Here is a 24,611-nt window from a genome sequence, read left to right as displayed (position 1 = left end):
CCTTCTGATGAAGGCGCTTTTTTTATGCCTGCTCGTTTAGCTTCTCTTCAAACCGCAGTAACCTTCCCGCATTGCCGAGCACCAGCAACGTACTTAAGTTATGCAATAGGGCGGCAACTACCGCACCAGAAGCACCAAGCCAGCCAAAAGCCGCCATCGCGACAATGGCCAGCGTCCAGCCCAGGCCGATAAACACGTTGACCTGCAAAGTCCGACGGCAGCGGCGGCTCAGGCGCACGCAGGTGCCCAAGCGGCGAAGATCGCTGCCAATCAGCACAATATCCGCCGAAGACATCGCAATATCGGACCCACCGGCCCCCATTGCCACGCCCACCACGCCAGCCTTTAGTGCCAGCGAATCGTTGATGCCATCGCCGATAACCATAGGCCGGTAGCCGCTGTCGATTTGCCGTTTCACCTGCGCCAGCTTATCCGCGGGCAGCGCCCCGGCCACTACGTCGGTGATCCCGATCTGGTGCGCAATCCGGTCGGCAACCGACTGGCGATCGCCGGTCAGTAAAAGCTGGCGGTTAAGTCCAAGATCGCGCAGATCGGCCATCGCCGTTGCCGCCTCACTTCGCAGGCTATCGGCCAGCAGCAGCCAGCCAAGAAAACGGCCATCCAGCGCCAGCCCGACGATCGGGCCGTCGTGCTCTGGGGCTTCAGGTAAGTCGGTCAAGGTGGCGGCCAGCAGTTCACGTCGGCCAAGCACCGCTTCCCCCTGCGGCGTAGAGGCGGAAACGCCTAACCCCTGATGCTCACGCACGTTGTCGAGGGGCAACCAGGCTTCCCGCGAAACGATCTCGCTTACCGCACGGCTTACCGGATGATTGCTGGTCGCACCCAGGCTGGCCGCCAGGATTTGCAGCGAAGCGGGATCGGTATCGCCATAAGGCGCCACGGCCTGTAGATGCAGCCTGCCGTGGGTCAGCGTGCCGGTCTTATCGACCACCACGGCATTGATCTCCGCCAGCTCCTCAAGAAACGCCGCCCCGCGAATTAAAATGCCGTGACGGGCAGCCACCGTCAGCCCGGCAATAGATGACGCGGGCGCAGAGAGCACCAGCGCACAAGGACAAGCCGCCACCAAAACGGCCAGCATCGCCTGGGCATCCTGCGTCAGGAACCAGGTGCTGGCGGCAATCATCAGCACCAACAGCAGATAACGCGCCGCGTGCCGCTCGAGCAGGCGAGTGATCGGCGGGCTTGCCTGTTCCGCGCTTTGCATCAGGGCGATCACCCGACCCAACGTCGAGGTTTCTCCGGTACGCGTGACCCGGATGCGCAACAGACCATCAAGGTTTATCGCTCCGCCAAAAACTTCCACGCCCGGCGCCACTTCCTGCGGCACTGACTCTCCGGTAATGGGCGCAGTATCCAGGCTAGCTTTGCCTTCCAGCACCAGGCCGTCGGCAGGAATATGGTCCCCGGCACGCACCTCAACCACATCGCCGGGTTCAAGGTCGTGGTTGTCGATATCCTGCAGTTCACCGTCCGTACCTAAGCGCCTCGCCCGGCTGCGCGTGAGCTTGCTCAGCGCTTCGATAGCTTCCTGCGAGCCAATCACGCTGCGCTCTTCAAGAATATGTCCGACAATCATGATCAGCGGCAGCAGCGCGGCGGTAAGAAGATCGCCCGTTGCCCAGGCGCCCAGCAATGCCAGCGCGATAAGCTGGTCGGTCAATCCGTGCAGGCTGGGGTAGCGCAGGCTATGCAGCGCGTGACGCAGCACCGGGACAGCGACGACCACCGAAGCAGTGCCCAAAAGTAAATCGCCGACGGCAACCTGCTGAGGTGCCAGCCACCGCCAAAGCAACCCCAGAATCAGCGCCCCGCTAGCCACCAGCGCCAACATCAGTTGGCGGGTAATATACCGCTGTTCCTGACGGGTCAGCGCCCCACCGGCTTGTACTGAAGAAGTCATTGTTTCGTCGCCTCTTGTTGCGCTACACCCTGCAGGATCAAATGCGCATCATCCTGCGGCGACACGGTAATCACCGATCCGGCCTGGGACAGGATCCCGGCTATTCGCTGGCGATAAATACGCCCCAGCAAATCAGGATCGTCATGGTTGCTGGCCAGACGGGCAATTGTCGCCGTGTCCGACTGCGCCTTCGCCACGCTCTCCTGCGCTTTTGCCTGGGCGGTTTGCAGCATCTGGTCGGCCTGTTGAACCGCCTTTTGCCGTGTTAATGAGGCATCGCTTTGCGCCGTCGCGATCGCTTTGGAGGCCTGCTGGCTGGCGGTTAAGACCGCGTTGAATGCCGCCACGGTCGTCAACGGTAAAGCAGATTGCACGGTCACCCGTTCGAGAGTGATCCCCACGTCGCTGCCCGATGCCTGAAGCCGCAGCAGATTTTGTTCGATATTCCGCTGCACATCGCTCCGTAGCTGTTCGCGCTGCTGGGCCACGTTCATATCGTTGCCGGGCATTTCTGGCCGGGCAACCAGAATGGTATCCAGATCGCGGGAAGCGCAAACCGCGACCGCCGCACGCTCCACCAGCCTGTCCAGCAGCGGCAGAACATGTTGGCCCTGTAAGACATAAGCGGTTGGCGTTCGGACCCGATAAAACACGCTGATATCCAGCTGCACAACGCCCGCATCACCGGTGAGCAAGAAACCAGAACCAGAAACTGCGTCGTTGCCGGGCCCACCGTTGATATCCAGGCTTTGCGCTTCGGACGAGCGCAGCAGCGCGGTCACGCGGTGTTCAACCACCCGATCCGGCCCCGGTACCATAACCACTTCATTGACCGGCGCGGGCCAGGCGAGCAGCAAACCCGGTTCAGCCACGCGCTGCTCCGCGCCAAAGCGCAGCACCACGGCCCGGCTGCCCGGTGGAATTTGCCGCACATTCGACAGCAACCACGCTCCGGCGGCGAACAGCGTCAGCGCAAAGATCGCGATAAACGCCAGCCGAATCGACTGCGTCCACGGCCCGCCGGGCTCAAGTTTTTGCCGTTCGGTCATGGTTTTTTATCCGCCGCTTTATCCATTTGCGGCCCGTCAACCAGCAGGCTGAACGGTTTTGCATCGGTACGCAGCACCAGCCGGGTTTGCGCATTCACCATGCTACTGAGGGCATCAATCTGGCGCAGCAGGCTATAAAGCTGCGGTGCGCTGGCGTAGGCCTTGCCGTAAATCGACGCCGTTTGCACCTGCGCCTGGGCTTCAATATCTGCCGCTTTTACCGAGGCCTGAGCTTCGGTGATTCGGGCATCGCGATCAGCAGCCGAGCGAATCTCCGCCGCCGCGCGCTTGCCTTCTGCCGTGCGCTCAATCGCAATGGTTTCACGCTCTGCACGCATACGGTCAACCGTGGCGTTCAGCGTTACGGCTGGCAACGTCAGACGTTCGGTCCCCATCTGTACCAGCCTGATCCCGTAACTTTGTAACAGCGGCTGGCTGATTTGCTGCTGAAGGTGGGACTCAAACTGCGCCAGCTGAACCTGCTTGCCGTCGGTGTTCACCAGTTGAGAAAGCGTGAAGCCGCTGGCGGTAGTTTCCAGCGCAGAGCCTAAGTAAGTGCGAATTTGCCGGGCCGCTTCATCCGGCTGGTTTTGCACCGCCCGCATGAAACGCTGCACGTGTTCAGGCGTGCTGTCCACTTCCCACACCGCGTAGGACTGAACAATGATCCGCAGGCCATCGCGCGTGCCCACATCCTGTAGCCCGCTGGACGTCGTCCGCAGGCGCAAATCTACCACTGTTGCCGTCTCAAAAGGCGCAGGCAAACGCCAGGCAAGCCCTGGTTCCAGCAGTACGCGGACGGGTTTGCCGAAACGGGTGATCACCAGTGATTCGCCCGATCTCACCTGCACCAGGCTCGCGGCCGCAAGCAGAATAATGACCAATCCTGCGGCAGCGGCAATACGTTTCCAGGCCCCTTTTTTACCGCCCTCTGGGATGGAAGAGTGACTATGGCTGCAACTGTGGCCGTGGTGATGATCATGATGTCCATGAGAGTGCGAATGGCTCACCGGGAAAGCTCCTGTGCGGGTTTAGCGGGCGCGTCACGCCGCGCCGCATCGGTAGAAGTAGGGAAATCACGCAGATCGAGCGTGGGCGGCGAACCGGCGCCAATTCTCTGGTCAATGACCAGCAGAGGACGGCCGCTGAGCGCCAGCTGAAGCTGCTTAAACCAAAGCTCGTCAATAAACACCTGCCCGGCCTGCTGGTACGCATTTTTTTGCGCGGCAAAGCGGGTGGCCGTTGCCTGAGCTTCACTTAACGCGTCGGTGGCATTGACCTGAGCCGTGTTCTCGCGCACTGCCGCATTGGTCGCGGCAAGCGCGGCTTTTTCTGCCGCACTTCCCTGCTCCCGCAGGATCAGCGACTGGGCGGCAATCTGCGCGGCCTGCACACCGTGAAATGCATCGGCGGCACCGGCTGGCGGATGAATAGCCTCCACGACGGTAGAAAGAATTTCCACGCCGCTGTGCAGGTTATCCAGCTGTTGCTGAACGGCCTGGTTAATCTGCCCGGCGAGATCGTCACGCCGCTCGCTCAGGACATCGTCCAGCGTTAAAGACGAGAACTGATGTACCAGCACCTGATTTGCGGTGCTGCGCACCAGCTCGGGCAGGTTTACCGCCCGGTAGGTTGCCGCCAGTGCGGCTTTGTCGCTCAGGCCAATCCGCCACATAAAGCGCACGTCGCTGTTAACGATTTGCAGGCTTTGCTGGTCCCCACTTTGGCTGGCGATGATTTGTGCTTTGTCGAAGTTGTGGGTAGCGTCCCAAAGCCTGTCGGCGCTGGCGGGCGCGGGGCCTTCGGCGTCTGCGCGTATGACGGGCGGCTGACTGGCCGGATCTTCCCCGGCAGCCAGTTCATGCACCTGCCCATTTTCAGTCAACTGCACACGCCCCAACGGCCAGGGCAGCCCCAAATGCAAGCCCGGCTCAAGCACCGCCACAGATCGACCAAAACGCTCATACACGCCGCGTTCCGTGGCCGAGATTTGCTGCAACCCGGTCAGCAACCAGCCGCAAATCAACATCAGAGTCACCATCGGGATAAACGCCCGCTTCAGGACGGTGAACGCCCAGACCTGACGCAGATCGATGCCAAAACGCTGGTGCAGCTCCTGCTGTAAAAAACTGAGCGGGCGCGGCGGCCAGGTTAACTGGGCGGCCAGCTGGCTTTTGGGAATCAGTCCGGGTTCTGTCGTGCCGTCTCCGGGGGGGGCGAACAGAGAAAACAGCCCGCGCAGCATAAACTCGGCGGCAACCAACAGGACCAGCACAGCAGGCAAGTTTATCGCCAGTGAACTGTTGAGCTGAGGCCAGACAAGTCCCGGTAAACTCAGCACCTGTACCGCCATCACCAGGCGCAGCAGCGGCGCTATTGACCCGGCTTCCGGGGAGGCTTCTTTCGACACCGCGCTGAGATGTCGTTCGGCCACCAGCAGCACGAAAACAGATCCCGCCAGGCAGGCGATGGCAATCCAGCGGTTATTGTTATCCAAAAGCGGAACGTAGCGGCTACTCCAGCCAGAAAGCGTAATGTAGAACGTCAGCGCGGCAAGCGCCCCGGACCAGATGCCGTCCGCCTTAAACAAAGCTTCCGCTCGGGAAAAATTTAACGGCACCAGGCCCGTCAACCAGCTTAAAAGGGGGTTTCTGGGCACTTCTTCATGCTGAACCGAAGACTCAGCCGGTGGGGAAAATTTAAGGCTTCGCCACTGGCAAATCCGCTGCGCCGCGTGCAGTGAAATGACCAATAACAAAAGCGCGGCGGCATTGCTGCACAGCAAAGCAACCCAGCGAGAAGCCGGCTCCAGAATACTGACCGTCAGCGCCAGAAGGAGCATCATAAACAGCAAGAAGGTTAAGACAAACACCGCTCGGGCGGCGAGTCGGGCCTGCACGGCGGCCAGCGAATAGCGAGCGGGCAGCGCCTGGGGCAGCAGTTCAGCTTCGGGTAACCGGGTAGGTGGCATGATGTTTTAAACGTGAGATGCGCAAGAGTTGCGCAGTATTTTTAGATTGTTATCTTATAACATAGCAACACAAAATGCTGGTGAGTAAAGATGTGTCATTTTATGTCAGTATGATGACAATAAAAAAGCGAACATAAATGTTCGCTTTTTCACATCCAGGTCGCGCTTACTGGGAGTCGATATCTTTCAGGTCATCCTGAATCGCCGCCGCGTTCGGGTTCGCTTCTGGCTTAAGCTGGCCGCCGTTAGCCAGGAAGTCATGACGCTGGAAGTAGGCTTCACGCACGGTGACGTAAGGATCGGCAGACTGGCGCAGCAGGCCGTCGGAATCCAGCAATTGGGCACGCGTTTCGACGCCTTCGACCGCCCATTTACCGATGGACATCGGCCAGGTCAGCCAGGAGAGCACCGGATAGAGGGTGTCGGCGAAGTCGCCGCCGTCTTCACGCAGCGTGAAGCTGCCGTAACCCGGTAACATCACATAAGGGCCGTAACCGACATCGTAATGGCCCAGCGTGCTGCCGAAGCGGTGAGGCTCGACGCGCTGCAGTTTAGGGTTAGCCATCCCGGCCACGTCGATGAAGCCGCCCATCCCGAGCAGGGTGTTCAGGAAGAAACGCGTAAAGTGCACCATCCCCTGGTACGGGTCGCCCTGCACGAAGTAGTTCACCATCGTAGCGGGCTCTTCGAGGTTGCTGGTGAAGTTGCTCAGGCCGTTGCGCGCTGGCACCGGCACATAGTCACGCCAGGCTACGGCCACCGGACGCAGAACATACGGGTCCAGCACGTTGTAGTTGAAGTTGAACATTGAACGGTTGAACCCTTCGAGCGGGTCCGAACGCCCCTGAGGCTGCTGGCTACCAGAACTGGCACATCCCACTAATACCGTTGTTGCCAGAGCAAGTCCGGTCAGGCGGAAATTCATTAGCGTCTCCCTATTATTGTTTGTCTGCGCTTTCAGTGGTGCCCGGTTCAAGCTGGGCCCTCGCCTGATCGATGCTGCGCTCAATGACGGCGCGGCGCTGGTCGTTTGCCGGTAAAATTTTCAGCATCATGTCCCACGCCCCAATCGCCTCACGGTAGTTCTGGCGCTCAAACGCATTGAACGCCAGCAGGCTGAGCACGCGAATATTCGTGTGGTCATCTTTTAACATTTCGCGGAGCAGAAGCCCACCAAGCTGGTTATCCTGCGCGTCGGCAGAGCGGGTCAATACTTCAGCATAGCCTAGCTTTGCTTCGCTGTTTGTGGGCGCAAGTTTATAGGCGTGAGCAAAAGCCTGTGTTGCCGTTGTGGCGTTATTCAGCACCATGCCAATGCGCCCAAGCATCATCCAGCCTTCAAGATTATCAGGCTGTTGCTGCAATCGCGTGCGTAATCCTAACCCAAGACGCGCCATCTCTTCCATAGTCAGCGGCGCGACCTGCGGGTCAAGAACACGTTTTAACAACGCTGGCGTCTCGGCTGTCGCCTGCCGCCAGGCCTGCACCTGCGCCAGCCCGGACGTTTTCAGATAACTGCCAGCGCTGACGACCACCAGCAGTAGAGCGCCAGGCAAAAACACCCAAAGCGAGATTTTCCCTGCAGTTATTTCGCTGCTCAGTGCCGGATTTTCTTCCGCGAGCGAAATCTTTTGCCTCCTGCGGCTGCGCAGCACAATCACCGCTGCGCCACCAACAATAAACAGCGCTGGCAGTACCCAGAGGATCACCGTGGCAGGCGTCAACGGCGGCTCATAGGTCACAAAGTGGCCGTAGCGCTCGACCATATAATCCACGATCTGCTGCTTGCTTTTGCCCTGCTGCATCAGCTCATAGACTTTAAGCTTCATGTCTGAGGCAATCATCGCGTTGGAATCCGCAATGCTATTGTTCTGGCATTTCGGGCAGCGTAGCGCCTCGGTTAGCTGGCGGAACTGCTGCTCCTGCGCTTCATCTTTAAAGGTAAAAGTATCAATGGCCGCCGCCGCGTGGACGCTAAACAGCATGCCGATAAGCAAGAAAACTGCGCGTATCATGAGCCTGCCTCCTGGCTGTATTTTTCCCAAAGCGGTTTCAGCTCCTGCTGCCAGACGCGATCGTTCAGATCGCCCGCGTGGCGGTAACGGATGATCCCATTGCCGTCGATCAGGAAGGTTTCCGGTGCACCGTACACGCCGAGATCCAGCCCCAGCATGCCGTTGCCGTCAAACAGACTTAGCATGTACGGGTTCCCGAGATCGCGCAGCCAGTTAATCGCTTTGTGGCGGTCGTCTTTATAGTTCATCCCCACCACTCGCACGCCCTGTGCGGCCAGCCCGTTCAGAAACTTATGCTCGGCGCGGCAGGTTGGGCACCAGGTCGCCCAGACGTTCAGCAGCAGCGGCTGGCCGTCCGCCAGCACTGTCCGGCTCCACTCTTTGCCTGGCTCGTCGAGGGATTCCAGGCGGAACTCCGGCACCGGTTTACCAATCAGCGCCGACTCAAGATCCGTGGGCGCTTCGCCCTGGGCATTCCGCGCCAGCTGCCAGAGCAGCAGTGAGGCCAGCCCCAGAAACAGCGCTAGCGGAATAAACAGATAGCGGCGCTTCATGCTGCGGCCTCCGGCTTAACTTTACGGCTGCGATAACGCGGGTCGCACAGGCAGCAAAGCCCGCCGAGGGCCATCAGCAGCCCGCCCGCCCAAATCCAGCGCACGAAAGGTTTGTAATACAGGCGCACCGCCCAGCTGCCGTCGTCCAGCTCTTCGCCCAGCGCGGCATAAAGGTCACGGGTGAAACCGCCGTCGATGGCCGCCTCGGTCATCATCGCCCGGTTGCTGTTATAGAAACGCTTTTCGGCGTGCAGAGTGGCTTCCGGCTTGCCGTGGCGGGTGACGTCGATAACGCCCACGCCGCCGCGATAGTTAGGGCCGGTGATATCCCGCACCTCGCGGAACACAAAGTGATACTGGTGAATATCAATGCTGTCGCCGGACTTCATTCGCACGTCGCGCTCCACGCTGTAGCTTTGGCTAAAAGCGATGCCAACCACTGTCACCGCCAGGCCAAGATGCGCGGAAACCATCCCCCAGTGACTGGCAGGAATTTTGCGTAATCCATCCCAGAAGCCGTGACGATGCGTGGCGCGCTGATAAACTTCCATCAGCGCCAGCACAAAGACCCAGACAGCCATCAGCAGGCCGACCACCGTCATGGCTTCCACGCGATCCTGCATCAGCCACGGCAGCAGCAGCGACAGAACCAGCGTGATGACCACCGCCACCATCAGATGCTTGCGCAGCTTGCCCGGTTCGTCGCGCCGCCAGCGAACCAGCGGCCCAATGCCGAGCATCAGCGCAAACGGGGCCATCAGTGCAGTAAACATCGTATTGAAGAACGGCTCCCCGATGGAAATACTGCCCAGCCCAAGCTGCTTATGCACCAGCGGCAGCAGCGTGCCCAGCAGAACTACCAGCATGGCGGCAATCAGCAGGACGTTGTTGCCGAGCAGGAAAGACTCGCGCGACCAGAGATCGTTACTCACGCGGGAGCGCACTTTGCTACCTTTGACCGCATACAGCAACAGCGAACCGCCGATAACCACCACCAGGAAAGCCAGAATAAACATGCCGCGCGCCGGATCGGAGGCAAAGGAATGCACCGACACCAGCACGCCGGAGCGAACCAGGAACGTGCCCAGCAGGCAAAGCGAAAAGGCGCTTATCGCGAGTAGAACCGTCCAGGCCTTAAAGCTGCCGCGTTTTTCGGTCACAGAAAGCGAGTGGATAAGCGCAGTGCCCGCCAGCCACGGCATAAACGAGGCGTTTTCTACCGGATCCCAGAACCACCAGCCGCCCCAGCCCAGTTCGTAATAAGCCCACGCCGAACCCAGCACGATCCCCACGGTTAAGAAAGCCCATGCCGCCAGCGTCCACGGGCGAGTCCAGCGCGCCCAGGCGCTGTCCAGCCTGCCGCCCAGCAGTGCCGCAATCGAGAAAGCAAAGGCCACAGAGAAACCCACGTAGCCCATGTACAGCAGCGGCGGGTGCAGAATCAGGCCGATGTCCTGCAGCAGCGGGTTTAAATCACGTCCTTCCAGCGGGTAGTCCGGCAGCGTACGGATAAACGGATTGGAGGTGAAAATAATAAACAGCAGGAAGCCGAAGTTAATCATGCCCATGACAGCCAGCACGCGGGCGTGGTCTTCTTTAGGCATGCTGCGCCCGGTGAGAGCAACGGCAAACGTCCAGCCGCTCATCATCAGCACCCACAGCATCAACGACCCTTCATGCGCGCCCCAGGTGGCCGCCACTCGATACCAGACAGGCAGCTCGGTATTGGAGTTGTTGGCGACGTAAAGCACGCTGAAGTCGTTCACTACGAAAGCGTTAACCAGTATCAGGAATGATGCGCATAAGGTGATAAACAGCGCCCAGCTAAACGGTCGCGCGGAGGCCATCAGCCGCTGGTCACCTCGCGCCACGCCCCAAAGTGGATAAACGCTTAATAGCAAAGACCAACCGAGCGCAAGGCAAAGCAGGAACCCACCAATTTCCGGCATCATGAGGCGTTATCCTTATACACTTCCGGGGCTTGCTGGTGATTCTGCTCCATCGCCGCTTTCACCTCCGGCGGCGTGTAGTTTTCATCGTGTTTCGCCAGCACTTCTTTGGCGTGAATAAGCGTGGCACCTTCCATCACGCCCTCGGCCACCACGCCCTGCCCCTCGCGGAACAGATCCGGCAGAATGCCCTCGTAGGTCACGTCTACCACGCCACGCGCGTCATACAGCTTGAAGCTGACCTTCAGGCTTTGGCTGTCGCGCTTCACGCTGCCCGGCATCACCATGCCGCCGATCCTCAGGCGCTGCCCGGTTTCCGGCATTAAATGGCTTTCGCCTTTGCCGTAGATAATTTCGCCGGGGGTATAAAACAGGTCGATATTGCTGCGCAGGGCATACAGCACGAGCGTAATGGTCAGCCCGAGGCCTGCCAGCACTGCCACGGCCAGATAAAGCCGGTTTTTACGACGCGGATTCACTTAAACTTCCTCCTGGCGCTGGCGAGCGACGCGAACACGCTGTTCTCTGGCCTGCTGGCGAGCCACCGCCCGCAGAATGGCGCGATGCTGGTAGCGAGTGTGAAAAATCAGCCCAAGCAGTGGCAGAAGCGTAAAAGCCACTGCCAGCCAGACGTAAAAGGCGTAGCCGCCCATGGCGAAAAACTCGCCCCAGTGAGTGAACGCCCACGTCATGATTTTGCTCCTTTGCCGTTAGCAAGCGCTAACACCCACGAACGGCGGCTTTCCTGCAACAGCAGCAGGTTACGCAGGCGCATCAGCGTGAGCGTGATAAACAGCGCGAGGAAGCCGAAGATAGTCCAGCGCAGCGGCGTGCGCATGGAAGGGTCGATGGACTGCTGCATATTGGTGGAACCCTGGTGCAGCGTGTTCCACCACTCCACCGAGAAGTGAATAATCGGCAGGTTCACCACGCCGACCAGCACCAGAATCCCGGCGGCCCGGCCCGCAAGGCGGCGATCGTCAAACGCGCTATACAGCGCAATAGCCCCCACGTAGAGGAACAGCAGCACCAGCTCGGAGGTCAGCCTCGCGTCCCAAATCCACCAGGTGCCCCACATTGGCTTCCCCCAGGCGGAGCCGGTGATCAGCGCGATAAAGGTAAATGCCGCCCCGACGGGAGCCATTGCCATCACCGCCAGATCGGCCGTTTTTATCTGCCATACCAGGCCAATAAACGCGGCAATCGCCATGCTGGCGTAAATGCCCATCGACCACATCGCCGCCGGGACATGAAGGTACATGATCCGGTAGCTCTGCCCTTGCTGATAGTCCGCCGGAGCAATACCAAAGCCCCAGACGCAGCCGACCACCAGCAGCACCGCGCTGAGGATAGCCAGCCAGGGCAGCAAGCGGCCACAAAAGTGGTAAAGCCGCTCCGGTTTAGCCAGCTGATGTAATGTTTTCCACATAGGTTTTGCTCACAAAACAAAAAAATAAAGTTATGCAACGCTTACCCGCAGCGCCGCCGCCGTAGCGAACGGGCTTAGCGTGGCGCTGCCGGCCAGCAGCGCGCCAAGAATTGCCATATACCCCTCCACCGGCAGATGCATCGAGGCGGCATCCATCGCGGCGGTGGCAAAAATTAAAAGCGGGATGGTTAACGGCAACACCAGCAGGCTAAGCAGCACCCCGCCGCGCTTCAGGCCAACCGTTAACCCCACACCGGGCGCACCGAGGAAGCTCAGCGTCGGCGTCCCCAGCAGCAACGTGGCGGCCATCACCTGCCAGCCATAAAAATCCAGCCCAAGCAGCAGGGCCGCCAGCGGCGAAAGCAGTAACAACGGCAGCCCGGTGACCACCCAGTGAGCGGTCACTTTCGCCAGCACCACCAGCGGCAAAGGCACCGGCAGCAGCATCAGCTGTTCCAGCGAGCCGTCCTGAAAGTCATCCCGGAACAGCCTGTCCATCGCCATTAGAGAGGCCAGTAAAGCCGCCACCCAAATAATTCCCGGCGCAATGCGCGCCAGCAACTGCGGCTCCGGGCCAATGCCGAGCGGAAACAGGGTTATCACAATCAGGAAGAACCACAGCGGGTTGGCGATTTCAGCCCCGCGACGAAACACCACCTGCAGTTCGCGCCAGAAAATGCGCCTAATCATAAACAGCTTCCTGCAAATGAATCTGCCGTATAGCGCAACTTAGCGGCTGATGGCTTGTGAGAATAACTATTCCGCCTGCTTCGGCGTGATGCTGCAGACGCCGGGTCAGACGTTCAATCCCAGCGGTATCCAGCGCGGTAAACGGTTCATCCAGAAGCCAAAGCTTTGCCCTGGAAAGCCACAGGCGAGCGAGCGCAGCGCGGCGCTGCTGCCCGGCGGAAAGCTGGTTGACGGGTAAATCTTCAAAGCCGAGCAGCCCGGTTTGCTCCAACGCAGCCCACAGCTGCTCTTCGGCTACATCGGCATGAAAAAAGGTGAGATTTTCAAAAGGGGTGAGAACAGATTTGATGCCCGGCTGATGGCCAATCCACAACAGGTCGCCGTGGAAATTATCGCGCTGGCGGCGAAGTGGCTGATGTTGCCAGCAGACTTCGCCCTCATCGGCCTGCGCCAGCCCGGCCAGAATACGCAACAGCGTGGTTTTCCCAGCGCCGTTTTTGCCCGCCACCTGCACCATTTCCCCAGACTCAACGCTAAACGACAGTGCGTTGAACAGCGTACGATCGTCACGCTGGCAGGTCAGTTGTCGGGCTTCTAGCATCAGGAGGCGCTCCTTGTCTCAGGTGACGCTAAGCATATCATATCGCCCTGTTTTCTTCAGGTTGCCCCCGACGCCTGCGGCTACTCCATTAGGGTTAATCCGCTTCCTCAGATCAAAGCCGGGGCGATTATTCCCATTCATCAAAAACCAGGGATAAAAACCGCTACGCTTAAGTGAACATTTTCTGACCGGAAACCGCCCTGATGGACAAGATCGAGCCCGACAAAATAGTCAAAACCGATGAACTGGAAGTCGACAGCGATGAGAAGTCGAGTGGCCAGAAAATCGAGCTGGATGAGGATCGTCTGCCCTCCGGCGCGATGGCGATTCACGAGCACATCCGCCAGGACGGGCAAAAAGAGCTGGAGCGCGACGGCATGGCGCTGTTCTGGTCTGCCGTGGCGGCGGGTTTATCGATGGGGGCTTCGCTGCTGGCGAAAGGCATTTTTCACGTCAACCTGGTCGGCGTGCCCGGCAGTTTTCTGCTGGAAAATCTTGGCTACACCTTTGGTTTTATCATCGTCATTATGGCTCGCCAGCAACTGTTCACCGAAAACACCGTCACCGCCGTACTGCCGGTGATGCAGCACCCGACCACCACTAATTTCGGGCTGCTGATGCGGCTGTGGGGCATCGTGCTGTTCGGGAATATCGTCGGCACCGCGCTGGCAGCGCTGGCTTTTGAATTTATGCCGATATTCGACGAAGCCACTCGCAAAGCCTTCGACGACATCGGCATGAAGGTGATGGCAAACCCGCCCGGCGAGATGTTTGCTAACGCCATTATCTCCGGCTGGATCATCGCCACCATGGTGTGGATGTTCCCTGCCGCGGGCTCGGCAAAAATCTTCGTTATCGTGCTGATGACCTGGCTGGTTGCGCTGGGTGATTTAACCCATATTGTGGTCGGCTCGGTCGAAATTCTTTATCTGGTGTTCAACGGCACGCTGCACTGGAGCGAGTTTTTCTGGCCGTTTGCCCTACCCACCTTAGCCGGGAATATTTGTGGCGGAACGTTCATTTTCGCGCTGATCAGCCACGCGCAGATCCGCAACGATATGAGCAATAAAAAGAAGGCCGAGGCTAAGCGAAAGCAGGAAGAACAGAGCCGAAATTCAGCGAAGAGTGGAAAACATGACGGGTAAATTGTTCATCTTCCAGGCAAACGGACCGCCAACCCCTTAACCTGCCTCGAAAAGCGGGTATACTACGCCCGCCGCGTTCCCTTAGTTAAATGGATATAACGAGCCCCTCCTAAGGGCTAGTTGCAGGTTCGATTCCTGCAGGGAACGCCATTAGATTTCACCTTTCTGCTCCCCCTCTCTTTCAAACCAACCATTAAAAATACCCAATACTATCAATGCATTGAGCTTTACCTGTCCACATAATGGAATCAGCAGAAGCATTAAGGATATAATCCCGTCAATGATTCCTCAGCCGTCGAAAAGAACATGACAAAACTTACGTTACAAGAGCAGATGCTCAAAGCAGGCCTGGTTAGCAGCAAAAAAGTGGCCAAAGTGCAGCGTACCGCAAAAAAATCACGCGTACAGGCTCGTGAAGCGCGGGAAGCCGTAGAAGCCAACAAACAGGCTCAGGTTGAGCGCGATAAAGAACTCAGCGAACAGCAAAAGCAGGCTACTTTAGCCAAAGAATATAAAGCGCAGATCAAGCAGTTGATCGAAATGAACCGCATTGTTATTTCGAAGGGTGATATCGGCTATAACTTCACGGACAATAACTTAATTAAAAAAGTGTACGTCGATAAAGTGACCCAGACTCAGTTGATCAAAGGCCGTCTGGCCATTGCCCGCCTGATTTCAGATAAAAATCCTGAGGGTGAATACGCCATTATTCCCGCAGGCGTTGCCGATAAAATTAAACAGCGCGATGCCAGCTTTATTGTGCTGAGCAGCGAACTGGCGCCAGAAGCCAAAGATGAAGACGATCCATACGCGGACTTCGTGGTGCCTGATGATTTGATGTGGTAACGATTCATTGCGTTAAGGCGGCCTGGTTTTGCCGGGCTGCCTGGTTAACTTTTTTCAATAATATTGATGATCAAATCGAGCGGGAAGATCATTTCATTGGTTTGCCTGAGTTCTTCAACCGCCCACCAGCGATGCTCCCGAATGACTTTCTTTTCGTTGTCTGTCCACCTCGCACGGTCAATATCTGATTTATCCGCATGAATGATAAAGAAACGCTCTTCCGCAAGAACCGTTTCACCGCTGGGCAGCATCATTTTGAAGTTTCTGGCTGCCACCTGCTGCCCTGCTGTTGTCCTTATTAAACCGGTCTCTTCAAAGAGTTCTCGTAAAGCAGCCTGTTCGTACGATTCACCGTGTTCAACCCCTCCACCTGGCGTAGCCCAGTATGCTTTTCCACTCAAAGCATCCTCTGTATGGCAGAAATTAAAGAGCAAGACATGATTATCTGGTGAAATAATTATTAAGCGAGAAGATGGTCGAGTACGCACTATTCCCTCTTACATACATGGTTTATATTAATATGCACGTTTTCGAATACGGCACTCCTGAATAAAAAGCACAACAGCTACAAGCATAATGATTGTATAAAAAATAATATTCGATAAGTCATAATTAAAAACAGTCGTAAACTTATCATTTTGGTATAAACGATTATGCTGGTAAGAATATGTGGTGTAAATACTGTTAAATACTTCGCAAAAGGATATGACAGCCAACATCGCCCACATAAAAACACTGTTGATTTTGACCTTATTACTTCTGTGCCTTCTGATAAAAATGAAGAAACCAATCAGGATTGCGATCGTAAAAGAAACTAAGTCACTGACAGTGAGTACTGATAAATGCTCCATCAATCAAATTCTCCTCGTGCCCAGGCAGACCTGACTGCTGTTATGCCAGAGAAACAGCGTGTCTGGTAGTAAGTCCGTTATTCATCATTTTCCGAAAGTAGACCCAGAATAGCGCAAAGTTTCTCAACAAGATAATGCCAGAAATGAGGGGGTTAGCCGAAAATTGCCCCGTACATCCTGAGCCACACGCATTTTAATCCATTGATTCTACTGCTACGGTTGTGCACTGACTGAGTTTTTCTTTATGCACAATACAGGTGAAAACAATGCCGGACACCATCAAAGAGACCGATATCCACATCGTCGCTCAGAAACTTAATGCTATCGCCCAGAACGGGCTGACATACGCCAAAGATGTGTTTGACAAGGAACGCTACGAAGCCCTCCGTGACATCGCCGAAGACCTGCTCCACTCCCGTTTTAACATTGATTCAGAAACCTTAAATCCTGTCTCTGAGTCCGGGTACGCCACGCCAAAAACCGACGTTCGTGCCTTTGTTATTCGCGACGGCAAGGTGCTGATGGTCAAAGAAGCGGAGGATGGGAAGTGGAGCTTACCCGGCGGCTGGGCCGATGTGGGCGATACCCCGTCCGCTGCCGTCCGCCGGGAAGTAAGGGAAGAAACCGGGCTGGAAGTGAGGGTGACCAAACTGTTGGGCGTGTGGGACCGCAATCTGCACGGTCATCCTCCACTGCCCTGGCACGTCTACAAGCTCATTTTTCTGTGTGAAGAAACCGGCGGCAACCTTGCGCTCAGCCACGAATCCACCGATATCGGCTTTTTCGCCATTAACGATCTACCGGAGCTGTCGTTGACTCGCATCGTCCCGGAGGAACTGATTGTCAGCATGGAAATTGCCACCAGCGATCGACAACCGTGGTATGACTAGCGGATTGACGCGAGCAAACAGGTAGCTTCAGGCCCGCAATCATGACGATAAACAGGGCCTGAAACAGTAAGATTGGATTATAGATTCGCGCTACGCAAAGCGGTGCAAAATGCGCAGTTGCAGCCCGCGATCGGGATGATTTTGGTGATGTCGTAGTTGGCTTCGGAGGGAATCGCATGCCCATCGGCGGAGTTATTACCGACATTCGCCGTCTGCTCAGGGTGAACAGAAGAATTGGAAACAAATGCTGCGGCATGGAAGGATGTCGCCAACAGCGTTGCACCGACGATACTTAATACTTTCATTTTGTCACCCACGCTAAAAACCAGACAATCACTCTAACGTGGGCAGATTTTGAACACCAGATGCCACAGCTGAAATAAAGTGTGCATATTTATGTCTAAACGTTCGGTCCTGCACCACGCCAATTAATGCCATTAATATTAATCAGTTACCATAAAATAACTCACTGCATTTTTGCAAATAAGTGCTGTCAGCTGCGTAAATCCCGCCGCAGCGGGAGTTTTAATATCGCCCTGTTTTTATTCGGCAAATTTCAATAATGCCTCGCCATCCAGACGGTAACGAACCCATTCCGATTGCGGTAACGCCCCGATGCTCAGATAAAAATCAATCGCGGGCTGGTTCCAGTCCAGAACAGACCATTCCAGACGGCCACACTGCCGCTGCACCGCACACTGCGCGATATATTTCAGTAACGACCTTCCCGCTCCCCTGCCGCGATACTCAGGAGAGATATATAAATCCTCCATGTAAATACCGTTCCGCCCAAGCCAGGTCGAGTAGCTGGTGAAGAAAACGGCGTAACCGATAATTTTGCCTTCTGTCTCGCAGATCAACGCTTCGGTTTTACTGCCTGCGTCAAACAGCGTCGCCCGGATCTCCTCCGGCGTGGTGACCACTTCCTGCGGGGCTTTCTCATACACGGCCAGCTCATAGATCATGTCGTAAATAGCCTGAGCGTCTTCCGGGCGGGCCTGACGAATCGTCATACTCATTGGTTTTCCTGTTATTTCTGGATGGCGTTAACGTTGCTGGCTCTAAGCATAAAGGTTATTGTCAGGCGAATTAAGTGCAATGAAATCACCAGATGATGAATATTATGCATCCAACATTAAGGCGACTTGATTTAAACCTTCTGCCTGTTTTTGACGCAATTTATCGCCATCGTTCCGTGCGTATGGCGGCGGATGAACTGGCGATGAGCACATCGGCGCTTAGCCACGCGCTGTCGAGACTGAGAGCCTCGCTCAATGACCCGCTGTTTTACCGGGAAGGGCATCGGATGTGCCCCAGCGTGTACGCCACACAGCTCGCCCCTTCTATTGCTTCGGCGTTGAAATATCTGGATCAAGAACTGACTCCGCAGCCGGAGTTTGACGCTTCCCGGACGACAGAGCGCCTGCAAATTGCGATTACGGATTTTACCGCTTTTTGCATTTTCCCTGCCCTGATGCACAAACTGCAGCACGAAGCGCCCGGCCTGAGCTTTGAGTTACTTTACTTGCCTCATACCCCGGCACTGACGGAACTTCTGGCGGGCGAAGTGGATTTGGCGCTGGGGTTTAGTACGTCTGAAGACATCCGGCATCCGGAGCTGGAAGAAATCGGCTGGTTTACAGATGAGTACGTGGTCATAAGTCACCCTGGCCGGGCACGGCTGACATTTGAGGATTATCTCGCCGCAAGGCACATCGTTGTCACGCCGTGGAATGAGAAGCAAGGCGTGCTGGACAGGCAGCTCGAGCAAATGGGTTACACGCGGCAAATAGCCATCAAGACGCCGTCCATGCTTAGCGCGCCGTTTATTGTGGCAGAGAGCAATCTGTTAATGGCGCTGCCGCGCTTCGCCGCTGAAAAGCTGATGCCGGCCACGAATATAAAGATTTTTTCATTACCGTTCGAAATACGCCCGTTTGAAATAAAAATTTATTCACACAAACGAAGCGGGAAGCGGAGCGCGACCAACTGGCTGAAATCGAGGCTGCAAACGCTGGCGAAAGAGATAAACATCGGGCAGTGAAAGCTGTTCGGCGTTTAACTCATCCCGCTTTACGCAGCCGGGTAACCAGAGCCTGCACCGCCGGGGACGTTTTCCCCGTGGAAGAACAGACCAGGCCAAACTCGCGATGGAGCCCCGGCGTCAGCGGCACCACGCACAGGCCGCGCGTATCTTCAGGCAGCGTGGACGCTGGCACTATCGCCACGCCCATTTCTTCGCGCACCAGCATACAGGCGCTGACCCAGTCCCTTACCGTGACGCGAACGTCAGACAGGTGCAAACCAGCCTCTGCCATTAAACTACCGCCGTTTACTACACAACCCCCGGTGGCCAGCACAAAGGGCAGCCCCGCCAGCTCCTGAAGAGTAATTCCCCGGGATCTGACCCCACGCGCCATAGCGTGGCTGGCAGGCAACACCGCCATCCATGCATCCTGCCCGAGAATAACCTCAGCCCTTCCGGGAGCGGGATTCATCACCACGCCCAGCTCGACGGTATCCTCGGCAATCCACTGTTCAACCTCTTCATCAATGCCTTCAAGCACGACGACCTCAATGCCGGGATGCAAACGCCTGAAATCCCGCAGCAGGCCGGGCAATAGCGTCGATGTCACCGACGGGAAGCTGCCGAGGCGAATACGGCTCCCGCTTAAGTCCCGGCACGACTCGGTCAGCGATCGGATCGCCTCGAGATGTTGCTGCATACACCTGGCATGAGAGATAACCTGCTCCCCCAACGCAGTAACGCCAATGTTCCTGCGCTCGCGGGTAAAAACCGGGAACCCCAGGGAAGCTTCCAGCTGTGCGATAGCCTGGCTGGCACCTGACTGAGTCATGCCCACCTCTTCGGCTGCACGAGAAATGTTGCGGGCATCGGCCACCGCGACCAGCAATCGCCAGTGCAAAAGGTTCATCATCGTTATCAGTAGCTCAGCTAATAGTTATTTAATGAATGATTAATTTTACAGAGATTACGAGCTAAATCATAGTGCATCCAGGCGCCGGGTCAGGCGCTGTATACCTGTTTCCCCATTTTTCGGAGATGCCATGAAACTGTATTACGCCCCAAAAGCTTGTTCACTCTCGCCCCACATTGTCCTGCGTGAATTAGAGCTGGAATTCGAACTCATCAAAGTGGATAACAAAACCAAGCTCACCGCCGACGGACGAGACTTTTTCACCGTCACCCCCAAAGGCTATGTTGCGGCTCTGGAGCTGGACAACGGGGAGATCCTGACGGAAGGCACGGCTATCGTGCAGTATCTGGCGGATCTCCGGCCGGAAAAAGGGCTAGCGCCTCTGCCAGGAAGCTGGGCGCGGGTGAGATTGCAGGAATGGCTGAACTTCATCACCAGCGAGCTTCATACCGCGTCTGCCCCGCTGTTCAACGCTTCGCTGCCGGAAGAGGTCAAAACCATCTTCCGCGAAAAATTCTTCAAGCGGCTCGATTTCATTCAGGATGCGCTCTCGAAGACGGTGTACCTGACCGGCTCCACTTTTAGCGTGGCTGATGCCTATCTTTATACCGTCCTGAGCTGGGGCAAAATGTTATCAATCGACCTTAACCAGTGGCCCGCTATTGCCAGCTATATGGCTGCAATAAACGCGCGGCCAGCGGTGCAGGAAGCCCTGCGTGTGGAAGAAACTCACTGATTCTTTTCGGCGGGTTAACAGCCCGCCTCAGCCTTAAAGTCCCTCTGATTTTCGTTCTGCAAAATACTGGGCTGGCGTGCTGCCCATGGTCTTCTTAAACATGGTGATAAACGCATTCACGGATTCATATCCCAACTGCGCCGCCACGTTTTGCACCGCTACGCCGCTGGCCAACTCCTTAAGCGCAATAATCAAATGGAGCTGTTGCCGCCAGCGGCCAAAAGTCAGTCCTGTCTCATGCACCATCAGCCGGGCCAGGGAGCGTTCACTGAGCGCCAGCCGTTTTGCCCATGCTTTTAAGGTGCTTCGGTCCTCAGGCTGGCTGACCAGCACGTCAGCCATTGCGCGTATTTTGGGATTAGCCGAAACGGGCAGGCTGAAATTCTGCTGCGGCATGGTCGCTAATTCATCGAGTGTTACTCTGGCAAGGCGGGCAGCGTGACTGTCGGGGGCATATTCCTCGCTCTCGCTGGTTAAGCGCCCAACCAGGGCTTTGATCAGCGGGGAAATCGCTAACGTGCAGCATTTCGCCGGCAGCGCAACGGCACCCGGCTCCACGAACAAATAATCCAGATGTGCGTTCCAGGTCGCTTTGGCGCTGTGGGGAACACCATCGGGGATCCAGACCCCGCAATCGGGCGGCACTATCCATATCTCATTTTCAGCCCGGCAAACCACCGCCCCATAAAGTGCAATAATGAGCTGCCCCTTCCGGTGAACGTGAACCGGCACCTCCTCTCCGTAATCAACAAAATCGAGGCGGCGCGCTATCGCCGGGCTTTGCGCGGCATCAGGATCGTACAGGCTCGTGGCGGGCAGTGGTTTCATACTGATTGGCAACATTTAGGGATTTTTTGACAGAATAGGATATTTAGCGATAGCTGTAACGCGGCAATAATGGCCGCCATGAATAAAATAAACGCCTGCCACCTTCCCCCTTTGTCGGGAAAGCATGTGGCACCCAGTCTGCTGTATGACGCTAACGCCCTGCTTTATGCAGCCAAAAGCTTCGCGGCTGCCATGCTGGCGTATTACCTCGCTTTGTCTATCGGACTGGGGACGCCTTCCTGGGCCATCGTCACCGTCTACATCGTTTCACAAACAACGGTGGGTGCCTCGCTGAGCAAAGGGGTTTATCGTCTGGCGGGCACGGTTGTTGGTGCTGCAGCGACAGTTTTAATCGTGCCGACGTTTGTGAATATGCCGATTCTGTGCAGCGTGGTACTGACCGGCTGGATTGCCCTGTGTCTTTATTTCTCGCTGCTTGAGCGCACGCCCCGCGCCTACGCCTTTGTGTTAGCAGGCTACACGGCAAGCCTGATCGGCTTCCCTGCCCTACACGATCCCGGTTCAATTTTCGATACGTCCATCACCCGCGTGCAGGAGATTTCGCTGGGCATACTCTGTGCGAGCCTCGTTCACCGCTATGTTTTGCCGAAGCGAATCGCTGGGCTGTTTAACGCCAAAGCCCTGGAAACGCTAAGCTCGGCGCGGCTGGCCGTGGCGGCTTCGCTGAGCGACGAGCCACCTTCAGGCTTTAAAAACCTGCATTTGGCCCTACCGTTACAGCTTTTACAGAACCTCAACCACCATGTTCCCTTTGACTTTGCTCTTTCCGCCCCCATCGGCCTGGCCAGAAAAAAACTGCACGATAAGTTTGCTCGCCTGTTGGTGGTGAACAGCGAACTGAGCGAACGCCGGCAGACGATAAACGCGCTGCATCCTGAGCTGCTGCGGCTGGAGGATGATGTCCGACGCTGGCTGAACGGTGAGCCTGAAATCGCGGGCGAAGCGCTGAAAAAACAAAGCTCGGCGTTAGCGAAAATGTTATCTGCAGCAGCGCTCCAGCCAGAAGATATGCTGCAGGCAAGTTTTGCCGCCTATCTTTGTGAAGCCATCACTCTTCTGCTGCAGTGCGAGAAATTGTACCTGGCGATCTCACAGTCACCCCAGTTGCTGGCAGACGAACCGCCAGCCAAAGGCTACGTGCTTCATCGAGACAGTCTGGCCGCGGCTAAGACCGCGCTGGGCGCTTTCACTCTGGTGCTAGTCGGATGCCTGGTATGGATTTATTCTGCCTGGCCGGACGGGGCCACGGCGGTGTCGGTGATTGGGGTTTGCTGTACGCTGTTCGGCAGTTTCGACACGCCCACGCCGCATCTCATTAAATATGTGATTGGTTCGCTCTACGGCGTGGCGATAAGTCTGCTCTATAGCTTTGCGATTTTGCCGCAAATCACCACTTTTAGCGTGCTGGCCGCCGCGCTGGCACCCGTCTATTTGCTGGCAGGATCGCTGCAGGCCAGGCCCCCGACGACGTTTATGGCTATGGGCATCACGCTGACGCTCCCCATTTTATCCGGGCTTGGCTCCCACTACGGCGGTGACTTCGCGGTGGCGCTCAACACCGCCACAGCTTTATTCATTGCGATCGGCTTTGCCGTGTTCGGCATGGGGCTGCTGCAAACCGTGCGGGCCGACGCGGCAATAAATCGCCTGCTTCAGCTATGCCGCCGCGACGTTAAACGCAGCGCAAAAGGCGCTTTCCCCCCGGATGAAGTCGCCTGGACAAACTTGATGATAGACAGAACGGCGTTACTGCTGCCACGCCTGCAGCGAAGCGAACAGCCCGCAGAGCAGATTCTTAACCAGATGCTGCACTACCTGCGTGCCGGGCTGGCCACAATGCACCTGCGGCAGTTGCTGGTTCACCTCCAGCGGAAAAGCGCCGAACAGGTAGATGAAGTGCTTGGCATGTTGTCCAGCGAATCAGACGTTCAAAAAATTCAGGCAAAGGTTTTATCGCTGTTAAACGCGCATCCTCCGGCGTCGGATGCACTGACCCGGCGGCTTAATCGCGGGCTAATAGACTTGTATTGTGCGTTGAATATTTCAGGTAAGGAGCGAACCGATGGTCAATGACGTGAATATTGGCGGCGTTTATCTCCCCGCCCTGTTGGTCATCGCACTCGTTGCGCTGCTCTGCACTCTTTTTCTGCTTTCGTTACTGATGCGTAGCGGGATTTACCGCCGCCTGCCCTGTCGGCCACTGATTGATTTCGCCGCTTATATTTTCACCGCATTCCTGATACTGCATGGGCTGAACGCTCAGGGGTTTATCGTATGAAATCGTTTTTGGCTCTGACAAGCCGCTACGCGCTGACGCTCATTGCGACTGCCGCAGCCCTGATTATCGCTTTTATGATGTGGAGGCATGAATCACAAATCCCCTGGACGAGGGATGGCCGGGTTCGCGCCGACGTGGTGCAGATTGCGCCTGACGTCTCTGGCCCCGTGAGCAGCGTTGCCGTGAAGGACAACCAGTGGGTGAACCGCGGCGATATTCTCTACTCTATCGATCCGCGCTGGCTAAAACTTGCCGTCAGCAGCGCCCAGTCAGAAGTTGAAGTAAAGCGCCACGAAATGCAGATGCGCCAGGATTCTGCCGCGCGGCGCACGCAGCTGCAGAGCGTGATATCTAAAGAAGATTTACAGCAAACCCGCAGTGCGGCAAACGTGGCAGTCGCCAACTACCAGGGCGCACTGGCGGCACTGGAACTGGCGCAGCTCAATTTGGCCCATGCCACCGTTAAAGCCCCGGTGGCGGGCTACGTGACGCATCTCAGGCTCAGCCCCGGCGACTACGCCACCGCAGGCGTGACAAAAGTCGCCATCATTGATGCCAAAAGCTTCTGGATTGTCGGTTATTTTGAGGAGACAAAGCTGCGACACATTCGCGTGGGGAACAGCGCGAAGATAGCGCTGATGGGCTTTGACGCAGTGATACCCGGCCATGTGGAAAGCATTGGCCACGGCATCGGCGACAGCAACGATGAAACAGGCGATCTCGGCCTGCCGGACGTCAATCCTACCTTTAGCTGGGTGCGTCTTGCGCAGCGGGTGCCGGTACGCATCCATATCGACAGGCTACCGGCAGGCGTTGAATTAGTGGCAGGCTTATCCGCGAGTATTTCTGTCACGCCTTAACGCGCTGAATTTGGCTGAACAATGCTATCATCCCG

26 protein-coding genes and 1 tRNA gene are annotated in these 24,611 nt (G+C 56.7%); 9 read left to right on the top strand and 18 right to left on the bottom strand.

The window, feature by feature from the left end:
- Window positions 1-22: 22 nt before the first annotated feature.
- The 13 genes from B9Y90_RS00490 to ccmA all read right to left on the bottom strand — a co-directional run bounded on the left by B9Y90_RS00490 (window position 23) and on the right by ccmA (window position 13,182).
- A complete protein-coding gene (locus tag B9Y90_RS00490) occupies window positions 23-1,924 on the bottom strand; it encodes a heavy metal translocating P-type ATPase (RefSeq protein WP_085539885.1) in 1,902 nt (633 codons plus the stop codon).
- Complete coding sequence (gene hflK, locus B9Y90_RS00485) at window positions 1,921-2,973, bottom strand: protease modulator HflK (RefSeq protein ID WP_085539884.1); 1,053 nt, start codon at window positions 2,971-2,973, stop codon at window positions 1,921-1,923. Before hflK (B9Y90_RS00485) ends, B9Y90_RS00490 begins: the two co-directional genes overlap by 4 nt.
- A complete protein-coding gene (gene hflC / locus B9Y90_RS00480) occupies window positions 2,970-3,983 on the bottom strand; it encodes a protease modulator HflC (protein ID WP_085539883.1) in 1,014 nt (337 codons plus the stop codon). The genes hflK (B9Y90_RS00485) and hflC overlap by 4 nt, the downstream gene beginning before the upstream one ends.
- Window positions 3,980-5,944 (bottom strand): protease modulator HflK, encoded by a 1,965-nt coding sequence (hflK, locus tag B9Y90_RS00475; RefSeq protein ID WP_085539882.1) that lies wholly within the window; start codon window positions 5,942-5,944, stop codon window positions 3,980-3,982. The genes hflC and hflK (B9Y90_RS00475) overlap by 4 nt, the downstream gene beginning before the upstream one ends.
- A 166-nt stretch (window positions 5,945-6,110) precedes the next feature.
- Window positions 6,111-6,869 carry a phospholipid-binding lipoprotein MlaA gene (gene mlaA, locus B9Y90_RS00470; protein ID WP_039295635.1) on the bottom strand — a complete coding sequence of 253 codons (759 nt, stop codon included), beginning with the start codon at window positions 6,867-6,869 and terminating at the stop codon, window positions 6,111-6,113.
- A 13-nt stretch (window positions 6,870-6,882) separates the two neighbouring features.
- A complete protein-coding gene (locus B9Y90_RS00465; protein WP_085539881.1) occupies window positions 6,883-7,959 on the bottom strand; it encodes a cytochrome c-type biogenesis protein CcmH in 1,077 nt (358 codons plus the stop codon).
- The gene (locus B9Y90_RS00460) at window positions 7,956-8,513 is read right to left on the bottom strand and encodes a DsbE family thiol:disulfide interchange protein (protein WP_085539880.1); all 558 of its coding nucleotides are present in this window, start codon (window positions 8,511-8,513) and stop codon (window positions 7,956-7,958) included. The genes B9Y90_RS00465 and B9Y90_RS00460 overlap by 4 nt, the downstream gene beginning before the upstream one ends.
- The gene (locus tag B9Y90_RS00455) at window positions 8,510-10,465 is read right to left on the bottom strand and encodes a heme lyase CcmF/NrfE family subunit (RefSeq protein WP_085539879.1); all 1,956 of its coding nucleotides are present in this window, start codon (window positions 10,463-10,465) and stop codon (window positions 8,510-8,512) included. The genes B9Y90_RS00460 and B9Y90_RS00455 overlap by 4 nt, the downstream gene beginning before the upstream one ends.
- A complete protein-coding gene (gene ccmE, locus B9Y90_RS00450; RefSeq protein ID WP_085539878.1) occupies window positions 10,462-10,941 on the bottom strand; it encodes a cytochrome c maturation protein CcmE in 480 nt (159 codons plus the stop codon). Before ccmE ends, B9Y90_RS00455 begins: the two co-directional genes overlap by 4 nt.
- Window positions 10,942-11,154, bottom strand: coding sequence for a heme exporter protein CcmD (gene ccmD, locus B9Y90_RS00445; RefSeq protein WP_085539877.1), 213 nt, complete (start codon window positions 11,152-11,154; stop codon window positions 10,942-10,944).
- Entirely contained in the window at window positions 11,151-11,891 is a 741-nt protein-coding gene (locus B9Y90_RS00440) for a heme ABC transporter permease (protein ID WP_085539876.1), read from the bottom strand. Before B9Y90_RS00440 ends, ccmD begins: the two co-directional genes overlap by 4 nt.
- A gap of 30 nt (window positions 11,892-11,921) precedes the next feature.
- A complete protein-coding gene (gene ccmB / locus B9Y90_RS00435) occupies window positions 11,922-12,581 on the bottom strand; it encodes a heme exporter protein CcmB (protein ID WP_038480670.1) in 660 nt (219 codons plus the stop codon).
- Window positions 12,574-13,182, bottom strand: a complete 609-nt coding sequence (gene ccmA, locus B9Y90_RS00430; protein WP_039295652.1) for a cytochrome c biogenesis heme-transporting ATPase CcmA — start codon at window positions 13,180-13,182, stop codon at window positions 12,574-12,576. Before ccmA ends, ccmB begins: the two co-directional genes overlap by 8 nt.
- Window positions 13,183-13,385: 203 nt before the next feature.
- Between ccmA and B9Y90_RS00425 the strand changes: the two genes are divergently transcribed.
- The 3 genes from B9Y90_RS00425 to B9Y90_RS00415 all read left to right on the top strand — a co-directional run bounded on the left by B9Y90_RS00425 (window position 13,386) and on the right by B9Y90_RS00415 (window position 15,173).
- A complete protein-coding gene (locus tag B9Y90_RS00425) occupies window positions 13,386-14,327 on the top strand; it encodes a formate/nitrite transporter family protein (protein WP_085539875.1) in 942 nt (313 codons plus the stop codon).
- Between the two features lie 75 nt (window positions 14,328-14,402).
- Window positions 14,403-14,477 (top strand) — tRNA-Arg (locus tag B9Y90_RS00420).
- Window positions 14,478-14,633: 156 nt separating this feature from the next.
- Window positions 14,634-15,173, top strand: coding sequence for a DUF2058 domain-containing protein (locus B9Y90_RS00415; RefSeq protein ID WP_039295658.1), 540 nt, complete (start codon window positions 14,634-14,636; stop codon window positions 15,171-15,173).
- 44 nt (window positions 15,174-15,217) lie between these two features.
- Here the strand turns inward: B9Y90_RS00415 and B9Y90_RS00410 are convergent, their stop codons facing one another.
- Complete coding sequence (locus B9Y90_RS00410) at window positions 15,218-15,661, bottom strand: NUDIX hydrolase (RefSeq protein WP_039295661.1); 444 nt, start codon at window positions 15,659-15,661, stop codon at window positions 15,218-15,220.
- Between the two features lie 629 nt (window positions 15,662-16,290).
- Between B9Y90_RS00410 and B9Y90_RS00400 the strand changes: the two genes are divergently transcribed.
- Complete coding sequence (locus B9Y90_RS00400) at window positions 16,291-16,914, top strand: NUDIX hydrolase (RefSeq protein ID WP_085539873.1); 624 nt, start codon at window positions 16,291-16,293, stop codon at window positions 16,912-16,914.
- A 77-nt stretch (window positions 16,915-16,991) separates the two neighbouring features.
- Here B9Y90_RS00400 and B9Y90_RS00395 read toward each other — a convergent pair whose 3' ends face one another.
- Window positions 16,992-17,219 (bottom strand): hypothetical protein, encoded by a 228-nt coding sequence (locus B9Y90_RS00395; RefSeq protein ID WP_085539872.1) that lies wholly within the window; start codon window positions 17,217-17,219, stop codon window positions 16,992-16,994.
- Between the two features lie 237 nt (window positions 17,220-17,456).
- Window positions 17,457-17,933 (bottom strand): GNAT family N-acetyltransferase, encoded by a 477-nt coding sequence (locus B9Y90_RS00390; RefSeq protein ID WP_039295672.1) that lies wholly within the window; start codon window positions 17,931-17,933, stop codon window positions 17,457-17,459.
- A 92-nt stretch (window positions 17,934-18,025) separates the two neighbouring features.
- On the opposite strand from B9Y90_RS00390, the gene B9Y90_RS00385 reads away from it, so the two are divergent.
- Window positions 18,026-18,958 carry a LysR family transcriptional regulator gene (locus tag B9Y90_RS00385; protein ID WP_085539871.1) on the top strand — a complete coding sequence of 311 codons (933 nt, stop codon included), beginning with the start codon at window positions 18,026-18,028 and terminating at the stop codon, window positions 18,956-18,958.
- 19 nt (window positions 18,959-18,977) lie between these two features.
- Here B9Y90_RS00385 and B9Y90_RS00380 read toward each other — a convergent pair whose 3' ends face one another.
- Window positions 18,978-19,853 carry a LysR family transcriptional regulator gene (locus B9Y90_RS00380; protein WP_085539870.1) on the bottom strand — a complete coding sequence of 292 codons (876 nt, stop codon included), beginning with the start codon at window positions 19,851-19,853 and terminating at the stop codon, window positions 18,978-18,980.
- A gap of 130 nt (window positions 19,854-19,983) precedes the next feature.
- On the opposite strand from B9Y90_RS00380, the gene gstA reads away from it, so the two are divergent.
- Window positions 19,984-20,589, top strand: coding sequence for a glutathione transferase GstA (gene gstA / locus B9Y90_RS00375; RefSeq protein WP_085539869.1), 606 nt, complete (start codon window positions 19,984-19,986; stop codon window positions 20,587-20,589).
- 33 nt (window positions 20,590-20,622) lie between these two features.
- On the opposite strand, the gene B9Y90_RS00370 is transcribed toward gstA, so the two are convergent.
- Complete coding sequence (locus B9Y90_RS00370; protein ID WP_085539868.1) at window positions 20,623-21,417, bottom strand: AraC family transcriptional regulator; 795 nt, start codon at window positions 21,415-21,417, stop codon at window positions 20,623-20,625.
- Between the two features lie 78 nt (window positions 21,418-21,495).
- Here B9Y90_RS00370 and B9Y90_RS00365 point away from each other — a divergent pair, with 78 nt between their 5' ends.
- The 3 genes from B9Y90_RS00365 to B9Y90_RS00355 are packed head-to-tail and all read left to right on the top strand — an operon-like array spanning window position 21,496 to window position 24,576.
- Window positions 21,496-23,511, top strand: coding sequence for an FUSC family protein (locus B9Y90_RS00365; protein WP_085539984.1), 2,016 nt, complete (start codon window positions 21,496-21,498; stop codon window positions 23,509-23,511).
- Complete coding sequence (locus B9Y90_RS00360) at window positions 23,501-23,716, top strand: DUF1656 domain-containing protein (RefSeq protein ID WP_085539867.1); 216 nt, start codon at window positions 23,501-23,503, stop codon at window positions 23,714-23,716. Before B9Y90_RS00365 ends, B9Y90_RS00360 begins: the two co-directional genes overlap by 11 nt.
- Window positions 23,713-24,576 carry an efflux RND transporter periplasmic adaptor subunit gene (locus B9Y90_RS00355; RefSeq protein ID WP_085539866.1) on the top strand — a complete coding sequence of 288 codons (864 nt, stop codon included), beginning with the start codon at window positions 23,713-23,715 and terminating at the stop codon, window positions 24,574-24,576. Before B9Y90_RS00360 ends, B9Y90_RS00355 begins: the two co-directional genes overlap by 4 nt.
- Window positions 24,577-24,611 lie beyond the last annotated feature (35 nt).

Origin of the sequence: Cedecea sp. NFIX57 (assembly GCF_900177785.1) — a bacterium.
Classification (GTDB): Bacteria; Pseudomonadota; Gammaproteobacteria; order Enterobacterales; family Enterobacteriaceae; genus Cedecea; species Cedecea neteri_C.
This window is presented reverse-complemented; position numbering and strand designations above follow the sequence as displayed.

Bases quoted from the DNA above. Each gene is read 5' to 3' on its own strand.
- B9Y90_RS00490 (WP_085539885.1), bottom strand. From the start codon at position 1,924: ATGACTTCTTCAGTACAAGCCGGTGGGGCGCTGACCCGTCAGGAACAG.
- hflK (WP_085539884.1), bottom strand. From the start codon at position 2,973: ATGACCGAACGGCAAAAACTTGAGCCCGGCGGGCCGTGGACGCAGTCG.
- hflK (WP_085539882.1), bottom strand. From the start codon at position 5,944: ATGCCACCTACCCGGTTACCCGAAGCTGAACTGCTGCCCCAGGCGCTG.
- mlaA (WP_039295635.1), bottom strand. From the start codon at position 6,869: ATGAATTTCCGCCTGACCGGACTTGCTCTGGCAACAACGGTATTAGTG.
- B9Y90_RS00465 (WP_085539881.1), bottom strand. From the start codon at position 7,959: ATGATACGCGCAGTTTTCTTGCTTATCGGCATGCTGTTTAGCGTCCAC.
- B9Y90_RS00460 (WP_085539880.1), bottom strand. From the start codon at position 8,513: ATGAAGCGCCGCTATCTGTTTATTCCGCTAGCGCTGTTTCTGGGGCTG.
- B9Y90_RS00455 (WP_085539879.1), bottom strand. From the start codon at position 10,465: ATGATGCCGGAAATTGGTGGGTTCCTGCTTTGCCTTGCGCTCGGTTGG.
- ccmD (WP_085539877.1), bottom strand. From the start codon at position 11,154: ATGACGTGGGCGTTCACTCACTGGGGCGAGTTTTTCGCCATGGGCGGC.
- B9Y90_RS00440 (WP_085539876.1), bottom strand. From the start codon at position 11,891: ATGTGGAAAACATTACATCAGCTGGCTAAACCGGAGCGGCTTTACCAC.
- ccmB (WP_038480670.1), bottom strand. From the start codon at position 12,581: ATGATTAGGCGCATTTTCTGGCGCGAACTGCAGGTGGTGTTTCGTCGC.
- ccmA (WP_039295652.1), bottom strand. From the start codon at position 13,182: ATGCTAGAAGCCCGACAACTGACCTGCCAGCGTGACGATCGTACGCTG.
- B9Y90_RS00425 (WP_085539875.1), top strand. From the start codon at position 13,386: ATGGACAAGATCGAGCCCGACAAAATAGTCAAAACCGATGAACTGGAA.
- B9Y90_RS00415 (WP_039295658.1), top strand. From the start codon at position 14,634: ATGACAAAACTTACGTTACAAGAGCAGATGCTCAAAGCAGGCCTGGTT.
- B9Y90_RS00400 (WP_085539873.1), top strand. From the start codon at position 16,291: ATGCCGGACACCATCAAAGAGACCGATATCCACATCGTCGCTCAGAAA.
- B9Y90_RS00395 (WP_085539872.1), bottom strand. From the start codon at position 17,219: ATGAAAGTATTAAGTATCGTCGGTGCAACGCTGTTGGCGACATCCTTC.
- B9Y90_RS00390 (WP_039295672.1), bottom strand. From the start codon at position 17,933: ATGAGTATGACGATTCGTCAGGCCCGCCCGGAAGACGCTCAGGCTATT.
- B9Y90_RS00385 (WP_085539871.1), top strand. From the start codon at position 18,026: ATGATGAATATTATGCATCCAACATTAAGGCGACTTGATTTAAACCTT.
- B9Y90_RS00380 (WP_085539870.1), bottom strand. From the start codon at position 19,853: ATGATGAACCTTTTGCACTGGCGATTGCTGGTCGCGGTGGCCGATGCC.
- gstA (WP_085539869.1), top strand. From the start codon at position 19,984: ATGAAACTGTATTACGCCCCAAAAGCTTGTTCACTCTCGCCCCACATT.
- B9Y90_RS00370 (WP_085539868.1), bottom strand. From the start codon at position 21,417: ATGAAACCACTGCCCGCCACGAGCCTGTACGATCCTGATGCCGCGCAA.
- B9Y90_RS00365 (WP_085539984.1), top strand. From the start codon at position 21,496: ATGAATAAAATAAACGCCTGCCACCTTCCCCCTTTGTCGGGAAAGCAT.
- B9Y90_RS00360 (WP_085539867.1), top strand. From the start codon at position 23,501: ATGGTCAATGACGTGAATATTGGCGGCGTTTATCTCCCCGCCCTGTTG.
- B9Y90_RS00355 (WP_085539866.1), top strand. From the start codon at position 23,713: ATGAAATCGTTTTTGGCTCTGACAAGCCGCTACGCGCTGACGCTCATT.